Source organism: Anaerotignum lactatifermentans (assembly GCF_014982935.1).
In the GTDB taxonomy this organism is placed as follows: Bacteria; Bacillota; Clostridia; order Lachnospirales; family Anaerotignaceae; genus Anaerotignum; species Anaerotignum lactatifermentans.
The window spans coordinates 1-15,523 of the sequence record NZ_JADCKK010000031.1; the positions used below are offsets into that span (position 1 = coordinate 1).

The 15,523-nt window shown below is 48.7% G+C and carries 15 protein-coding genes and 1 other RNA gene; 13 read left to right on the top strand and 3 right to left on the bottom strand.

The genetic code is table 11. The features are described 5' to 3' along the window. Positions 1-135 precede the first annotated feature (135 nt). The 12 genes from INF29_RS08825 (at position 136) to INF29_RS08880 (ending at position 11,210) form a co-directional block, all read left to right on the top strand. Positions 136-1,149 carry a deoxyguanosinetriphosphate triphosphohydrolase gene (locus tag INF29_RS08825; RefSeq protein WP_193486050.1) on the top strand — a complete coding sequence of 338 codons (1,014 nt, stop codon included), beginning with the start codon at positions 136-138 and terminating at the stop codon, positions 1,147-1,149. A 208-nt stretch (positions 1,150-1,357) separates the two neighbouring features. Then, positions 1,358-3,136, top strand: a complete 1,779-nt coding sequence (gene dnaG, locus INF29_RS08830) for a DNA primase (protein WP_193486051.1) — start codon at positions 1,358-1,360, stop codon at positions 3,134-3,136. A 40-nt stretch (positions 3,137-3,176) separates the two neighbouring features. After that, positions 3,177-4,250 carry an RNA polymerase sigma factor RpoD gene (gene rpoD / locus INF29_RS08835; protein WP_191343683.1) on the top strand — a complete coding sequence of 358 codons (1,074 nt, stop codon included), beginning with the start codon at positions 3,177-3,179 and terminating at the stop codon, positions 4,248-4,250. 78 nt (positions 4,251-4,328) lie between these two features. Further along, positions 4,329-5,018, top strand: coding sequence for a tRNA (adenine(22)-N(1))-methyltransferase (locus INF29_RS08840; protein WP_193486052.1), 690 nt, complete (start codon positions 4,329-4,331; stop codon positions 5,016-5,018). Further along, positions 5,006-6,124, top strand: coding sequence for a Nif3-like dinuclear metal center hexameric protein (locus INF29_RS08845; RefSeq protein WP_193486055.1), 1,119 nt, complete (start codon positions 5,006-5,008; stop codon positions 6,122-6,124). The genes INF29_RS08840 and INF29_RS08845 overlap by 13 nt, the downstream gene beginning before the upstream one ends. A 24-nt stretch (positions 6,125-6,148) precedes the next feature. Beyond that, positions 6,149-7,810: a nucleoside kinase gene (locus INF29_RS08850; protein ID WP_193486057.1), complete on the top strand. Its 1,662-nt coding sequence runs from the start codon at positions 6,149-6,151 to the stop codon at positions 7,808-7,810. Between the two features lie 33 nt (positions 7,811-7,843). Beyond that, an RNA gene (rnpB, locus tag INF29_RS08855) (RNase P RNA component class A) lies at positions 7,844-8,183 on the top strand. A gap of 122 nt (positions 8,184-8,305) precedes the next feature. After that, on the top strand, positions 8,306-8,503 hold the full coding sequence (locus tag INF29_RS08860) for a hypothetical protein (RefSeq protein WP_072848906.1): 198 nt from the start codon (positions 8,306-8,308) through the stop codon (positions 8,501-8,503). A 24-nt stretch (positions 8,504-8,527) separates the two neighbouring features. Continuing rightward, on the top strand, positions 8,528-9,091 hold the full coding sequence (locus INF29_RS08865) for a beta-class carbonic anhydrase (RefSeq protein WP_072848910.1): 564 nt from the start codon (positions 8,528-8,530) through the stop codon (positions 9,089-9,091). Between the two features lie 41 nt (positions 9,092-9,132). Further along, positions 9,133-9,660 carry an SOS response-associated peptidase family protein gene (locus INF29_RS08870; protein ID WP_193486059.1) on the top strand — a complete coding sequence of 176 codons (528 nt, stop codon included), beginning with the start codon at positions 9,133-9,135 and terminating at the stop codon, positions 9,658-9,660. Next, positions 9,657-10,343, top strand: a complete 687-nt coding sequence (locus INF29_RS08875) for an MBL fold metallo-hydrolase (protein ID WP_191343678.1) — start codon at positions 9,657-9,659, stop codon at positions 10,341-10,343. Before INF29_RS08870 ends, INF29_RS08875 begins: the two co-directional genes overlap by 4 nt. Before the next feature lie 3 nt (positions 10,344-10,346). Further along, a complete protein-coding gene (locus tag INF29_RS08880; protein ID WP_193486061.1) occupies positions 10,347-11,210 on the top strand; it encodes an N-acetylmuramoyl-L-alanine amidase family protein in 864 nt (287 codons plus the stop codon). 91 nt (positions 11,211-11,301) lie between these two features. Here INF29_RS08880 and catA read toward each other — a convergent pair whose 3' ends face one another. The 3 genes from catA to INF29_RS08895 form a co-directional block, all read right to left on the bottom strand. After that, positions 11,302-11,934 (bottom strand): type A chloramphenicol O-acetyltransferase, encoded by a 633-nt coding sequence (gene catA / locus INF29_RS08885; RefSeq protein ID WP_193486063.1) that lies wholly within the window; start codon positions 11,932-11,934, stop codon positions 11,302-11,304. A 238-nt stretch (positions 11,935-12,172) separates the two neighbouring features. Continuing rightward, positions 12,173-12,547: a nuclear transport factor 2 family protein gene (locus INF29_RS08890; RefSeq protein ID WP_087988428.1), complete on the bottom strand. Its 375-nt coding sequence runs from the start codon at positions 12,545-12,547 to the stop codon at positions 12,173-12,175. Between the two features lie 129 nt (positions 12,548-12,676). Further along, positions 12,677-13,840 (bottom strand): AI-2E family transporter, encoded by a 1,164-nt coding sequence (locus INF29_RS08895; RefSeq protein ID WP_193486065.1) that lies wholly within the window; start codon positions 13,838-13,840, stop codon positions 12,677-12,679. Between the two features lie 193 nt (positions 13,841-14,033). Between INF29_RS08895 and gltX the strand changes: the two genes are divergently transcribed. After that, complete coding sequence (gene gltX, locus INF29_RS08900) at positions 14,034-15,482, top strand: glutamate--tRNA ligase (RefSeq protein ID WP_193486067.1); 1,449 nt, start codon at positions 14,034-14,036, stop codon at positions 15,480-15,482. The last annotated feature ends 41 nt before the right edge of the window (positions 15,483-15,523 follow it).

Consider the following 15,523-nt stretch of genomic DNA (forward strand, 5'->3'; position numbering starts at 1 on the left):
AGTGACTAGAACTTTTGCCTGATTGACACTGGGACAATTATATCATGGGTTTAATGAAGCCTATTGAACAAAGTAACTATTAAATTTTATATAAGAATAATGGTATCTAAAGATACTATACGAGGAGGGATGAGAATGGAATACCGTTTGTTTCAAGAAGAATTGGAGGAGAAAATATTGAGTCCTCTGGCGGCAAAAAGTGCCGCATCCAAAGGGCGGATGCGCCCCGAGGAAAAATGCGATTTCCGTACGGATTTTCAGCGGGACAGAGATCGTATCATCCACTGCAAAGCTTTTCGGCGTATGAAGCATAAGACACAGGTGTTCATCTCTCCCGAAGGAGATCATTACCGCACCCGTTTGACACATACGTTGGAGGTTGCCCAGATTGCACGCACCATTGCCAGAGCCTTGCGGCTCAATGAAGATTTGACGGAAGCCATTGCTTTGGGGCATGACTTAGGGCATACGCCTTTTGGTCACGCCGGGGAGCGGAAACTGGATGAACTCTGCAAAGACAGAGGGGGCTTTGCCCATAATGAACAGAGCCTGCGTGTGGCAGACCGTCTGGAAAAAGACGGAAAGGGACTGAATTTGACATGGGAGGTGCGGGATGGTATACTGAACCACCGTACCAGCGGACACCCTGCCACACTGGAAGGGAAAATTGTACAGCTTTCAGATAAAATCGCATATACCAACCACGACATTGACGATGCCATTCGGGCAGGCATGCTCCGTCCTGAGGATATTCCGGCGGAATATGTGGCAGTCATGGGGGGAACCTCCAGCAAACGCATCAATGCCATGATACGGGATACCATATTACATAGCACCGGCACCGGCGACATCCGCATGAGCCCGGAAATGCGGGCAACCCTCACGGGACTTCGGGCATTCATGTTCCAAAAGGTCTATCACAGTGACATTGCCACCAGTGAGCATGAAAAAGCCCAGAAAATCGTAGGCGACCTCTTTGCTTACTATCTGGAACATCCACAGGAGATGGAGGGAGAGTTCCGCCGCCTCATGGAAGAAGGGGAAACGGTGGAGCAGACCGTTTGTGATTATGTCGCCTGCATGACAGACCGTTTTGCCGTGGCAAGATTCAAGAAACTCTTTATTCCTGCGGAATGGAGCGTCCTTTGATTTATTGATGGATTTTTGCGAAAAATCGGTCTTTTGCGGTCGGTTTTTGTACAAATATACAAAACGTCGCCAAAAGGGAGGATTTTTCGGGGAAATGTCGAAATCATAGAGTATAGCAGGAGAAAGGAAGTGTAACAGCTTCCTTTCTCCAATGTTTACGGAAATTCCGGAAACGTTGTTTCCAAAAAGACGGAAAGGGGGGAGGACAATGCGGTATCCGAGAGAATTGATTGAGGAAATCCGTATGCAAAATGACATTGTGGATGTCATTTCCCAGTACGTCCCCTTGAAGCAAAAGGGCAGTTCTTACTTCGGACTTTGCCCTTTTCATCACGAAAAGACCCCGTCTTTTTCCGTCAACAGTGAAAAACAGTTTTATTACTGTTTCGGCTGTGGAGCGTCTGGGAATGTATACGGCTTTCTCATGGAAATGGAAAACTGTGATTTTCCAGAAGCGGTGAAAAAACTGGCGGAGCGCGCCAACATCCCTTTGCCGGAGCCTCAAATGACGGGACAGGCTCTCGCCATGGAGCGGCTGAAAACAAGGCTCTTTGAGATGCATCGGGCAGCAGGAAGGTTTTATTATGACACCCTCCAGTCGGAAGAAGGCGCACCGGCACGGGCTTATCTGGAGCGGCGGCAGCTGAAGCCAAACCTTGCCAGAAAATTCGGTATAGGTTATTCCCCAGACCGCAGACATGCCCTTTTCGACCACCTGAAAGGGCTGGGATATTCCGTAGAGGATATGGTCAAAAGCGGCTTAGTCATTCCCGATAAGGAAGGAAGCGGCTACCACGACCGTTTCCGGGGAAGGCTTATGTTCCCCATATTTGACGCCCAAGGACGTGTGGTAGGGTTCGGCGGCAGAATTCTAAGCAAGGGGGAACCTAAATATCTGAATTCCCCCGAAACCATACTGTTCAGCAAAAGCCGCAATCTATACGGGCTGAACTTTGCCAAAGCCGCCAGAAAGAAGGAACTCATTCTGGTGGAAGGATATATGGATATGATTTCTGTCTATCAGGCAGGATTCCATAACGTGGTGGCGTCTTTGGGAACGGCATTCAACCGGGAACACGCCATGACATTGAAGAAATACGCCGAGGACGTGATCCTGCTTTATGACAGCGACGAAGCAGGCACAAACGCCGCCCTCCGTGCCATTCCCGTATTGGTGGAAAATGGATTCCATGTGCGGGTGACACAGGTGCCAGACGGCAAAGACCCCGACGAATTCATCAAACAAAACGGCTCAGCAGAATTTTCCAAGCTGCTGGTCAATGCCGTTCATTATATATCGTTCCAGATCGCCTGCATCCGCAGGAAATACGCCCTGGACAACCCGGAACACCGGGTGCGCTTTGCCACAGAGGCGGCGCAGATTTTGACAAAACTGGAAAGTGACATCGAGCGGGATGTGTATACCGCCGAGGTCAGCCGTATGACAGGGGTGGAGGAAAGCGCCATCCAGAATGAAATACGGAAACTCCGCCGCAAAGAAGACGAGGCATTCCAGCAGGAAGCCCAGAAGCGGCAGATACAGATGCAAAGGCAGTACGGCGGCAGAGAAAAGGAAGATAAGGGGCTGTTGGACGCCCAGAAAAGTTTGTTGTATTTTTCTGCCAGCCATCGGCATATATATGAAATTTTACAGAAGGTGTTGGATAAGGACGATTTTCCCACAGAGGTCTACGGCAAGGCATTTGAAGCCATGGGCACTTTATGGGAAGAAGCGGGGAATGTGTTCCCTGCGGAACTGATCAGTTTTTTTGAGGAAGGCGAAGCACAACGGCGTGTCACGGAGATTTTCGCGGCACAACCGCCGGCAGACGATGGGTTTGACCTGCAAAAAGCCGTCAATGAAGCCGCAAAAGTATTGAAGCGGGCAAAGATCGACCGAAAAACGGCACAGGCATCCACCGTGGAGGAAATCCAACAGCTGGTGGAGGAGAAAAGAAAGCTGGAGGCACTGCATATTACCATCTGATATGGTTAGACTATAAGGAACACAGAAAGGGAGGATTGCTTTGAAATCCGTCGAAGAAACCACATTGTTGACCAGACTGGAAGAACTGGTTGCCATGGGCAAAAAGAAGAAAAGCGTATTAGAGTATAAAGAGGTCATGGACCATCTGGCGGATTTGGAATTGGACCCCGACCGCATCGATCGGATTTATGAATATCTGGAAACACAGGGCATTGATATCCTGGGCAATCTGGACGCAGAAGAAGAAGTTGAAAAAGACCTTGACTTGACACTGCCCGAAGGCATCAATATCGACGACCCTGTCAGAATGTATCTGAAGGAAATCGGCAAAGTCCCTCTGCTGTCCGCAGAGGAAGAAGTGGAACTGGCACAGCGTATGGAAGAAGGCGACGAAGCTGCCAAAAAGAAACTGGCAGAAGCCAACCTGCGTCTGGTTGTCAGCATTGCCAAAAGATATGTAGGTCGTGGGATGCTGTTCCTTGACCTGATTCAGGAAGGCAATCTGGGGCTGATCAAAGCCGTGGAAAAATTCGATTACCACAAGGGCTATAAATTCTCCACCTATGCCACATGGTGGATTCGCCAGGCAATCACCAGAGCCATTGCCGATCAGGCAAGAACCATCCGTATTCCCGTACACATGGTTGAAACCATCAATAAACTCATTCGTATCTCCAGACAGCTGCTGCAGGAATTGGGTCGTGAACCGACCGCAGAAGAACTGGCAGTGGAAATGCAGATGCCCGAAGAAAAGGTTCGTGAAATCATGAAGATCGCACAGGAACCTGTTTCTCTGGAAACCCCCATCGGCGAAGAAGAAGACAGCCATCTGGGTGACTTTATCCCCGATGACGACATTCCCGCCCCTGCGGAAGCGGCAGCATTTACCCTGCTGAAAGAACAGCTCATCGAAGTGCTGGATACCCTTACCGAAAGGGAAGAAAAGGTATTGCGCCTGCGCTTTGGTCTGGACGACGGACGTGCCAGAACACTGGAAGAAGTGGGCAAAGAATTCAATGTCACACGAGAAAGAATCCGTCAGATCGAGGCAAAAGCCCTGCGTAAACTGCGTCATCCCAGCCGCAGCAAAAAACTGAAAGATTATCTGGAATAAGAAACACAAGTGGCAGGCGGCAGGCGTACCCAAAAGGGGTATGCTTGCCGCCTGTTTTGCATAGAAAGGAAACAGGTTATGGATATTTCAAAACGATTGCAGGCAGTGGCAGGACTGGTAACACGCCGCAGTATGGCGGACATCGGCACCGACCACGGCTATGTGCCTTTGTATCTGTATGAACAGGGGAAAATCGATAAGGCTTTGGCTTGTGACCTGAACAAAGGCCCTCTGGAAAAGGCAAAGGAAAACATCGCCGCCATGGGGGCAGGAAACGCCATCGAAACCCGTCTGGGCAGCGGACTTTTGCCCGTACATACAGGGGAAGTGGAAAGCGCCGTCATTGCAGGCATGGGCGGTATGCTGATATGCCGTATCCTCAAGGAAAGCGAAGATGTGGCAAAAAGCCTGAAAGAATGGATTCTTTCTCCCCAGCATGATCTGGACGCTGTGCGCCAGACGGTGTGGGATTTTGGCTTTGCCATTGACGAGGAAATTATGGTGAAAGAGGACGGAAAGTATTATCATATTTTCCGCTGTGTCCCCGGCGAGGAGAAGGAAAAAACACCTGCCTCCCTTTTCTACGGCGGCAGATTATTGGAAAAACAAGACCCCATTTTGTGGGAAGAACTGACCAGAGAAGAAGCCCAGTATGAAAAAGTGGCAGAAGGTTTGCGCCAGAGCGGAACCCAGAAGGCGGCGGAACGTCTGGCGGAAATCGAGGAAAAGCTGGCAGTCATTAAGGAGGCGAAAGCATGGTACAAGTAAAAGATATTATGGCAGTCATGGAGGGCATTGCTCCCAGAAAACTGGCGGAAAGCTGGGATAAACCCGGTTTGGCAGTGGGCGACCCTAACCATGAAGTGAAAAAAATACTGGTTGCGCTGGATGTGACAAAAGAAGTCATTGCAGAAGCGGCAGAAATGGGCGCGGATATGATTATCACCCATCACCCCATGCTGCTGTTCCAGAAATTTGACAGCATCACCACAGAAACTTCTGTGGGCAGCAAAATCATTTCTTTGATTCAGAACAACATTGCGGCGTTTTCTGCTCATACCAATCTGGACATCGCCAAGGGCGGCACAAATGACGTATTGGCGGAACTCATCGGCTTGCAGGATTTGACATACTTAGAAGAAACATGGGCAGAGGATTTGAAGAAAATCGCTGTTTTCGTGCCTGTGACCCATGCCGAAGCTGTACGGAAAGCCATGTGTGACGCAGGTGCGGGAGAAATCGGCAATTATACTTGCTGTACCTTCGCTGCACCGGGAGAAAGCACCTTCCTGCCCATGAAAGGCAGCAATCCTTTCTTGGGTGAACAGGGCAAGCTGGAACGGGTGGAAGAAGTCCGTCTGGAAGCTTTGGTGCCTGCATCTCAGGCAGCAAATGTCATCGCCGCTATGAAGGCAGCCCATCCCTACGAAGAAGTGGCTTATGACGTATACGCTGTGGAGCAGAGATACAAAAAAGAAGGCATTGGACGTATGGGCGTATTGCCTGCGCCTGTGGCTTTTGCGGACTTTGCCAGAATGCTCAAAGAAAAATTAGGTCTGGATAGTATTCGCCTGACAGGTGATGCACATAAAATGATTCAGAAGGTAGCCCTTTGCACAGGCAGCGGCGCGGAATTTATCCTGCCTGCGTATTATGATGGTGCGGACGCTTATCTGACAGCGGACATCAAATTCCACGAAGCCCAGAAGGCAGTGGAAACAGGCATTTGTGTGGCGGATGTGACCCATTACGCCAGCGAAGTGCTTATCGTGCCTGTGATTCAGAAAGCGCTGGAACAGGCAGCGGCAGAAAAGGGATGGGCGCTGGAAGTGGTTTGTTCAAAAGTCAACGGGCAGACATTCTGGGCACTGTAAGAGGAGAAAAGGAGGAGAAAAGTCATGGAAACAAGACAGATCAACGTCATGGGAAAAATGGTGGAGATTGCAGAGGGGGCAACCTTTGCCGACGTGGCAAAAGATTTTTCCGGCATGGTCAATGGTCCTATCATGCTGGCAAGACAGAAAAATAAACTGCGGGAACTCCATCAGAAAATCCGCACTTGCGACGATGTGACATTTTACGGTATTGAAAACGATGAAGCTATGCGGGTCTATCGCCGTGGTGTGCTGATTCTGATGACAAAAGCTGTTTACGAACTCTGGGGAAGCGAATCTCTGGTGGTAGTGGAACATTCTTTGCAGAAAAATCTCTACTGCGAAATCCGCAAACCGGAAATGGAAATGACAGAAGAAGTGCTGGCAAAAATCGAAGGCAAAATGCGGGAATATGTGGCAGCAGACCTGCCTATCTGCAAACGCACCATGCGGAAAGAAGATGCCAGAGAAATCGCCAGACGACAGGGCATGCCCGATAAGGATGAACTGTTCCGTTATCGCCGTGCCTCCAATGTGAATCTTTATGAGCTGGATGGCTTCTATGATTATTTCTATGGATATATGCCTGCTTCCACAGGGGATTTGAAAGTCTTTTCCCTCATGGCTTACGAGAACGGCTTTCTCATTCGTTTTCCTGACCCAAAACAGCCGGAAGTGCTGCGGGAATTTTCCAACCCTAAGAAAATCAGCAGTGTATTTCTGGAACAGATGCACTGGTGTCAGCTCATGGGGGTGAAAAATGTGGCAGAACTGAACTATACACTGACCCAGGGGAAGTTTGGTGACCTGATTCGTATCAATGAAGCCCTTCACGAAAAGAAGATTGCGGAAATTGCTGATATGATTCACCAGCGTTTGGATAAAGTCCGTGTGGTACTCATTGCGGGTCCTTCTTCCTCTGGTAAAACTTCTTTTGCGAACCGCCTGTGCATCCAGTTACAGGTATTGGGCATCCAGCCTCATAAAATCTCTCTGGATGATTACTTTGTGGAACGGGATAAAACACCGGTGGATGAAAACGGCAAACGGAATTATGAACATATTCAGGCTCTTGACCTGCCTTTGCTCAACGACGATTTGAAGAAAATGATTGCAGGGGAATTGGTAGACCTGCCTACGTATAACTTTGTTACAGGCAAACGGGAATACAATGGCAACCAGATTCAGACGAAGAAAGGGGAAATTCTGGTGCTGGAAGGCATCCATGGTTTGAACGATATGCTCACATCGGAAATCCCTGCGGAACAGAAATTCAAGATTTTCATTAGTGCCATGACACAGCTGAACGTGGATGACCACAACCGCATTTCCACATCTGACAGCCGTTTGATTCGCCGTATTGTTCGAGATTATCAGTTCCGTGGACGGGACGCGGCGGAAACCATCCGCACATGGAATGACGTTACCGATGGGGAAGCAGAAAACATTTTCCCTTATCAGGAAAACGCCGATGCCATTTTCAACTCCGCAACTATCTATGAATTAAGCGTCCTGAAGCAGTATGCGGAACCTCAGCTCTTTGCCATTGGGGAAGACCAGCCCGAGTATATCACCGCAAAACGGCTCATCAAGTTCTTGGGCTATTTCCTTGCGGCGCCGGGCACAGAAATCCCCAACAACTCACTCATTAAGGAATTTGTGGGCGGCAGCTGCTTTAAGGTTTGACAAACAGCTCCTTTTTGGAGTATAATAATCCACTGAGTAGACTGGACAGTCGCGCTGGATTCGCTCCAGTGAGGAAAGTCCGGGCTTCATAGAGCAGGGTGCCGGCTAACGGCCGGTGGAGGCGACTCTAAGGAAAGTGCAACAGAAATAAACCGCCTGTCTTTTGGCAGGTAAGGATGGAAAGGTGGGGTAAGAGCCCACCGCTCCTACGGTAACGCAGGAGGCTCTGTAAACCCCACCTGAAGCAAGACGAAAGAGGGCAAAGAGGCTGCTCGTCTCTCCTCGATGAAAAGTCGCATGATGCTGTTGGCAACAACAGACCAAGATAGATGGCTGTCCACGACAGAACCCGGCTTACAGGTCTGCTCACTTTTTTAAAAGCAGGAAAATCCGATGTTTTTTGGAAAAATGTCGGATTTTTTTATTTCGGAAATTTGATTTCTTTCCGCTGGAATGATAGAATCAGTACAGAGCGGCAGAAAGGAAGGTGCGATTATGAAGGAAACAAGAAAAATCATGCAGGTGGTCACGCTGCTGTATTTGGTGCTGGTGGGCATCGGGCTGTATATTGCGGCAAAAGTGCTGCCGGGAGAAACTTTGCTCAACGCCATCCTGCCTTTGGCATTGATTTTGATCGTACTTTGGTTTGTGCTGATCTTTGCCACACTGAAATGGCAGAGCAGAAAGAAGTGAGAGGATACAAAGGAGGGATTCCCCATGAACGACAGCGTGAAAAAAATGCTGGAATATAACAGAGTTTTTGTAGACCATGAAATGTACCAACGATATGCAACCACAAAATATCCCGACCGGAAAATTGCCATTTTGTCCTGTATGGATACCCGTATGACAGAACTGCTGCCTGCGGCATTGGGCATCAAAAACGGTGATGTGAAGCTCATCAAAAATGCCGGCGGTCAGATCACCCACCCCTATGGCAGTGTGATTTTCTCCCTGTTGGTGGCTGTTTATGAACTGGGCGTGGATACCATTCTGGTCATTGGTCATGACGACTGCGGCGGCAGAGCGCTGGATGCCAAAAAGATGATTGCCAAAATGGAAGAAAAGGGCATTTCCAGAGATGTCATAGACCATGTGGATGCCAACCATAAAAATCTGGAACAGTGGCTCACTGGCTTTGGCGATATTTGCACCTCTGTTCAGAACACGGTGGATACCATCCGCAACCATCCACTGATTCACAAAGATGTGGAAGTTTACGGTTTTGTCATGGACCCTCATACAGGTGCCATGCGTGAAGTGACATGTGCAGACAAATGATATGGGAATTTTCCCCTGCAAGTAAGCCTATGGCGGCTATCATGAGGGAAATTCTGCGAAAATATCCCAATTGTGAATTTGGCAGGGAATTATTTCCCGGCAATCCCATTCCCATACTGCGGGTGTCTGGCGGCAAAACAACGGCAGATGTGGCAGACTGGGGGTATCTGACCCAGAAAGGCAAGCGAGTCTATAACGCCAGAAGCGAAACTTTGCTGGAAAAACCCCTTTTCGGAAAGGATTTTGTCCAAAATCGCTGTGTTATTCCGGTGACAGGGTTTTGCGAGTGGGACGGAGATGGAACAGGTTGGGATTTTCTGCCCCAAGAGGAAGAAATGCTGTATCTGGCTGGCGTTTGCCGGAAAAAGGCGGAGGGCTGGGAAGCCACCGTTGTGACGGAACACGCCGCAGGCTGTGTGGGAGAGATTCACCACCGCACACCTCTTATATTGTCTGGCGAAAATCTGCGGCAATGGCTTTATGACGAAGCACAGGCGCGGCAGTTTCTGGAAGAAGCCAAAGAACGGGTACTGCTCAAACGGAAGAAGATGGAAGGAGAAACTTTATGAATATGACATATCTGCATCACAGCGGATTTCAGATTGAAACAAAGCATTCTGTACTGCTTTTTGATTACTATACCCAGAACGGGATGTTTGACAGAGTGAATGAAGGGGATTTCCCTCATAAGAAGTTCTATATTTTCGTTTCCCACGGTCATGGGGATCACTACGACCCTGCGATCCTGCGGTGGGCAGACCGGGCACATTATATCCTGTCCGATGATGTGGAACTGCCCAAGGATTTCAAAGGGGAAGTCACATGGGTGAAACCTCACCAGAAACTGACCGTAGATGATCTGGAAATCGAAACACTGGCTTCCAACGATCAGGGCGTTGCTTTTGTGGTGAAAGTAGCCGGCAAACGTACTGTATTCCACGCAGGTGACCTGAACTGGTGGCATTGGAACGGCGAAAGCGAAGAATTCAATAACGACATCGCTGACAGCTATCGTCAGGAAATTGACCTGCTCAAAGGCAGAGAAATCGACGTGGCTTGTGTGCCTGCGGACCCTCGTTTGCAGGACAAATACGATTGGGCAGTTGATTATTTCATGGAAACCGTTGGGGCAAAGGTGCTGCTGCCCATGCACTTCTGGAAACATTTCGACATCTGCGAAAAACTGCGTCAAAAGCCTTACGGCGCCCATGTGGCTTTGATCCGCAGAGAAGGAGATACTTTCATCATTTAAGGCATGAAAGGGAGAAACTGGAGAGATTTTGAACCGCCGGAGAAAAGGCGGCGGAAGCCCAGAAGATATGAAGAACCGCCCAGAGGATATGTGGATGTGTACCAGCCGCCAAAACGGAAAAAACGCCGGAGAAAAGGCGGTATCTTCCGTCGTCTGCTGGTGCTGCTGATTCTGTTTGTGCTGGGCTATGGGGGATTCTTTCTGTATTACCGCTATGGCAAGCCCTATACTGTGGCGCTGGACGCAGGTCATGGCGGAGAGGACGTAGGCTCTGTGGGGGTCATTCAGGAAGTACAGCTGACAGAGCAGACAGTGACGGCTTTGGAAAAGCTGCTGAAAGAGGATGGGCGTTTTCGGGTGGTGCTCACCAGAAAAATGGGTGAGGGCATGTCCATCACCGACCGTAACCGCAAACTTGCCTTTTTGCAGCCGGATTTGATGCTGTCTGTCCATGGCAATGCGGACGAAACAGGGGAAGCATCGGGCTTTGAGTGCTATCCAGCTGTGCCGGGTATGGAAAACCATGAGGCAAGCATGGAATTTGCTGCCCTGCTGGCAGAAGAAATGGAAGCGGCAGGCAGCGAACTGCGAGGCGGCAACGGCATCCGTTTTGGTTATTATGTGAACGGGGAAAAAATGCTGGTGGATTCCACGGACACCACCGTGTATGATTACGATACTTTCGGCGTACTGAAAAATCAGACAGGCGCCGCCGTGCTGGTGGAACAGTGCTTTGTCACCAATGAGAGCGATGTGGCAAACTTCGGCACGGAGGAAGGTTGCCAGAAAGCGGCAGAAGCCTATTATCGGGCAATCCTGCGGTATCTGGGGGCAGAGAAAACAACAGAAAATCAAACAGAACCATAAAAACGTGAAGTCCTTTTTGGGGCTTCTTCATCAGAAAACAAAAAAAGCTGAAATCTTTTCGATTACGAGGATTTCAGCTTTCTTATTTTTATTATGGCTGGAATTGGTGCAAGTCCTGCTGGAGAGATTCCACAAAACGGCTCACATGGAATCCATCGCAGACACCATGATGTACCTGTATGGCAAGGGGCATTTTCCAGTGCCCATGGTGTTCCCATGCCTTGCCCAGTGTGAATATGGGCAGGAGATAGTCATAGCCCTTTTGCAGGTGCAGATGGAAGCCTGTGAATGTGGTCCATGGCACCATGGAAACGGGGAAGGTGTTGGGCGGTGTATTTGGTTTTGCGTCCATATCCAGTACGTTCCCGTAGGTTTCCAAATCGGCTTTGTATTGTGCAAGGAATGTGGAAAAATCCTCGCTGTACTCCGTCCAGAGGTTGGAAAAGGTTTCTTGTTCCTTATGGAAAATGGTGTAGTATGGCTCCATGTTGGAGTAGATGCTCACATTTCCCTTTTCGTCAAAGGCTGTGCGGAACTGCTCGTAGTGGTTCACGTTTTTGGTCAAGAGATACAGCAGGGCAGGATACAGGGAAACGCCTGTTTTCTTCAGGACGGTGATGTCCAGAGAAACAGTTATGCTGTAGGTGCAGGGAATGTCTTTGTGGTAATGAAGGAAATAGGGCTTTCTGTGCCATGTTTCCATGTCGATGGGTGTGAATGTCATTGTCTTTGCTCCTTTTCGTGAAAAAAGCCTGCTCTCTTAGGGGCATCTTCATAAGAAAACAAAGAAAGCTAAACTCCTTATCATGACAACGGATTTTAGCTTTCTTATTTTATGAAAATTTTATTTGTTATGTTTTCTTATGAAAACAGCCGTCGCAATTCCCCTTAAGAAATCAAGAAAAAGAAAAATCAATGTTTTCTTAAGGGGAAGTTGCTTTTGAAAGAGCAGGCAAAAATGTTTATGCGTAAGGTTTGTAATGAGGCAGTTTGCAGTAGAATTCCTGCAATTTCTGGATGCGATGGTCGCTGTCCCATTCTACCAGATAAACGCCCTCGTATTCCCGTTTTTCCCCTTCTTTGTTTACGTTCTGGAAATAGAAAGGTACCAATGTCAGATCCTGATCGTGTACGAAACGGCCAACTTCCCATTTTACGACACGGTTTTCGCTGTTCCATGTTTCAAACCAGCGGCGGATCTGGTCAATGCCTTCGTATTCCCGTCCCTGAAATTCATAGTAATGCACATCCGGTGTAAAAACTGCTTCCAGCGGCAGCAGTTCCTGTCCCAGCCACATATCCAGCCAAGCTTTGATGATTTCTTCGCGTTGTCTCATATCATACACCTCCGACCTTTAGGGTAGTATTGGATTTGTTTTCATTTTAGCACACGCAGGCGGAAAAAACAAGGAAAGTGTGTAATTTGCATAAAAAAAACTCCTCGATGTGAGGAGTCTTTAACAATATCATGAAATATCCAGTTGCTTTTTCTCAAGACGTTTGACAACATCCTGCCGCAGGAGGGTATACAGCACAGACATGAGGGGAATGAAAATGAGCATACCCACAATGCCCATAAGGCTGCCGCCTACGGTAACGGCCACCAATACCCAGATAGATGGCAGACCAACGGAGCCGCCTACCACGTGAGGGTAGATGAGGTTGCCTTCCAGCTGCTGCAATACCAAAAACAGCACGATGAACGCCAGCGCCTGCATGGGGCTGACCATGAGAATCAGGAATGCAGCTACCACACAGCCGATGAATGCGCCGAAAATGGGAATCAGTGCGGTGATGGCAATGAGGACACCTACCAGCAAAGGATAAGGGAAGCGCAGGAGTGTCATGGCAACAAAGAACATGGTACCCAGAATGACGGCTTCCAGACACTGTCCTGTGAGGAATTTGGCGAATGTGCGGTGTGTCAGGGACGCGATTTCCAGCACGCGTTCTGCCTGCTGTTTTTTCAGATAAGCAAACAGCAGTTTCCGGCACTGTCTGCCCAGTTTTTCTTTCTGAATGAGGATATAGCAGGCAAAAACAAAGCCAATGACAAATGTGGTGACGCCGCTGAAAATGCTCTGTACCACGGAGAATGTGGAGCCAAGGATGATGTCAGCGCCGCTCTGGAAAATATTTGTGGCTTTTCTGATGATTTCATCCCAGTTTAAATCCAGATTGGAAAGCCAATAGGAAATTTCCTTGTTGTTGTGGAACAGTTCTTCCAGTTTATCCAGCAGGACAGGGACGTTTGCCTGAATGGTTCTGCCAAGACCGGAAACGGTTCTGCCCAGTTCCGGGAAGATAACCAGCACTGCCAGCGCCAGTACGGCAATGACAAAGACCAGTGTCAGAATCATGCCGAAAGGACGCAGGAATTTTTCCCGTTTTTTTTGACGTTTTTCGTTGATGTCCTTGCTGCAGAGCTTGCAGATGGTGATTTCAATGCGGTTCATGGGGACGCTGAGGATGAAGGCAATGGCGCCGCCCAGAATGAAGGGGGCAAGGATGCCGCCCAGGAAAGAAATGGCAGCAATGACTGCTTCCAGCCGCCACAAACCTACGAACACCGCCAGGGTAAAGACGATGAGCAGGCATATTTTTTTCATGTTCTCTTTATCTAAAGACATTTTTCGAAATGCTCCTTTCTCTATTCGGATTCACTTGTGGTCAAGTATAGCATATATCAGGGAAAGAAACAAATAATTTCGCCCCCTTTTTCCCGAAATCCCTTTACAGGGCAGGGTTTTCCGTTTAAACTAGAATATGATATTTTGCCGACATTTGGCTTCGGCACAAAAGAAAAAGAAAGGAAGATGAAATATGGAAGTCAGAACCAGATTTGCGCCCAGCCCCACAGGCTATATGCACATCGGGAACTTGAGAACCGCTTTATATGAATATTTGATTGCAAAATCCCAGGGTGGGAAATTCATCCTGCGTATTGAGGATACAGACCAGGAACGTCAGGTGGAAGGCGCTGTAGATGTCATTTACAACACCATGCGCATGACAGGTCTGAAACATGATGAAGGTCCCGATATCGGCGGCGACTATGGTCCTTATGTACAGAGCGAACGTATGGGCATGTACATGGACTATGCAAAAGAACTGGTGGAAAAAGGCGAAGCTTACTACTGCTTCTGCACAAAAGAACGTCTGGAATCCCTGAAAGAAAGCAACGCAGAAGGCGCAGCTTTCGCAAAATATGACCGTCACTGCCTGGGTCTGTCCAAAGAAGAAGTACAGGCAAAACTGGACGCAGGCGTACCTTTCGTTATCCGTCAGAAAATGCCCGACAGCGGCACAACCACATTCTCTGACGTGGTATACGGCGACATCACTGTAGAAAACACAGAACTGGACGACCAGATTTTGATGAAAGCAGACGGTTTCCCTACTTATAACTTCGCAAACGTTGTGGATGACCACCTGATGCATATCACACACGTGGTACGCGGCAGCGAATACCTGTCCTCCACACCCAAATATAACCTGCTGTACAAAGCATTCGGCTGGGAACCTCCCGTATATGTACACCTGCCGGCAGTTATGCGTGACGCACACCATAAACTGTCCAAACGTCACGGGGACAAGTCCTTTGAAGATTTGGTAAGAGAAGGCTATGTGGTAGAAGCCATCGTGAACTATATTGCACTGCTGGGCTGGAGCCCTTCCGGCACACAGGAAATCTTCTCCCTGAAAGAACTGGAAGAAAACTTCGATATGGCTGGTCTGAGCAAATCTCCTGCCATCTTCGATATCAAGAAGCTCACATGGATGAACAGCGAATACCTGAAAGCTATGGACTTTGACAAGTTCTATGCACTGGCAGAACCCAAGCTGAAAGAAGCACTGGGCGATACAGATCTGGATCTGAAAAAGATTGCGGCTCTGCTCCAGAAACGTCTGGAAACACTGAACGATATCCCCGGTCTGGTGGAATTCTTCAAAACTTTGCCCGAATACGGCACAGAACTGTATACCCATAAGAAAATGAAAACAAACGACGAAATCGCTCTGTCTTCTCTGGAAGCGGCTCTGCCTGTACTGGAAAATCTGGAAGACTGGAACACTACCAGCATCCATGACGCCCTCATGGCACTGGTTGGGGAACTGGGCATCAAAAACGGTCAGCTCCTCTGGCCCGTTCGTACCGCTCTGTCCGGCGAACCTACTTCTCCCGGCGGCGCTATGGAACTGGCAGACATTCTGGGCAAGGAAGAAAGCCTGCGCAGAATCCGCAAAGGCATCGAACTGCTGAAAGGCTGATTTGCGGTTTTGACAAAATAAAAAAAGAATCGGTATTTTCA

What these genes read in the sequence shown, in the direction of transcription:
- INF29_RS08825 (WP_193486050.1), top strand. Translation starts at nt 136, where the DNA reads ATGGAATACCGTTTGTTTCAAGAAGAATTGGAGGAGAAAATATTGAGT.
- dnaG (WP_193486051.1), top strand. Translation starts at nt 1,358, where the DNA reads ATGCGGTATCCGAGAGAATTGATTGAGGAAATCCGTATGCAAAATGAC.
- INF29_RS08840 (WP_193486052.1), top strand. Translation starts at nt 4,329, where the DNA reads ATGGATATTTCAAAACGATTGCAGGCAGTGGCAGGACTGGTAACACGC.
- INF29_RS08845 (WP_193486055.1), top strand. Translation starts at nt 5,006, where the DNA reads ATGGTACAAGTAAAAGATATTATGGCAGTCATGGAGGGCATTGCTCCC.
- INF29_RS08850 (WP_193486057.1), top strand. Translation starts at nt 6,149, where the DNA reads ATGGAAACAAGACAGATCAACGTCATGGGAAAAATGGTGGAGATTGCA.
- INF29_RS08860 (WP_072848906.1), top strand. Translation starts at nt 8,306, where the DNA reads ATGAAGGAAACAAGAAAAATCATGCAGGTGGTCACGCTGCTGTATTTG.
- INF29_RS08865 (WP_072848910.1), top strand. Translation starts at nt 8,528, where the DNA reads ATGAACGACAGCGTGAAAAAAATGCTGGAATATAACAGAGTTTTTGTA.
- INF29_RS08870 (WP_193486059.1), top strand. Translation starts at nt 9,133, where the DNA reads ATGAGGGAAATTCTGCGAAAATATCCCAATTGTGAATTTGGCAGGGAA.
- INF29_RS08875 (WP_191343678.1), top strand. Translation starts at nt 9,657, where the DNA reads ATGAATATGACATATCTGCATCACAGCGGATTTCAGATTGAAACAAAG.
- INF29_RS08880 (WP_193486061.1), top strand. Translation starts at nt 10,347, where the DNA reads ATGAAAGGGAGAAACTGGAGAGATTTTGAACCGCCGGAGAAAAGGCGG.
- catA (WP_193486063.1), bottom strand. Translation starts at nt 11,934, where the DNA reads ATGACATTCACACCCATCGACATGGAAACATGGCACAGAAAGCCCTAT.
- INF29_RS08890 (WP_087988428.1), bottom strand. Translation starts at nt 12,547, where the DNA reads ATGAGACAACGCGAAGAAATCATCAAAGCTTGGCTGGATATGTGGCTG.
- INF29_RS08895 (WP_193486065.1), bottom strand. Translation starts at nt 13,840, where the DNA reads ATGTCTTTAGATAAAGAGAACATGAAAAAAATATGCCTGCTCATCGTC.
- gltX (WP_193486067.1), top strand. Translation starts at nt 14,034, where the DNA reads ATGGAAGTCAGAACCAGATTTGCGCCCAGCCCCACAGGCTATATGCAC.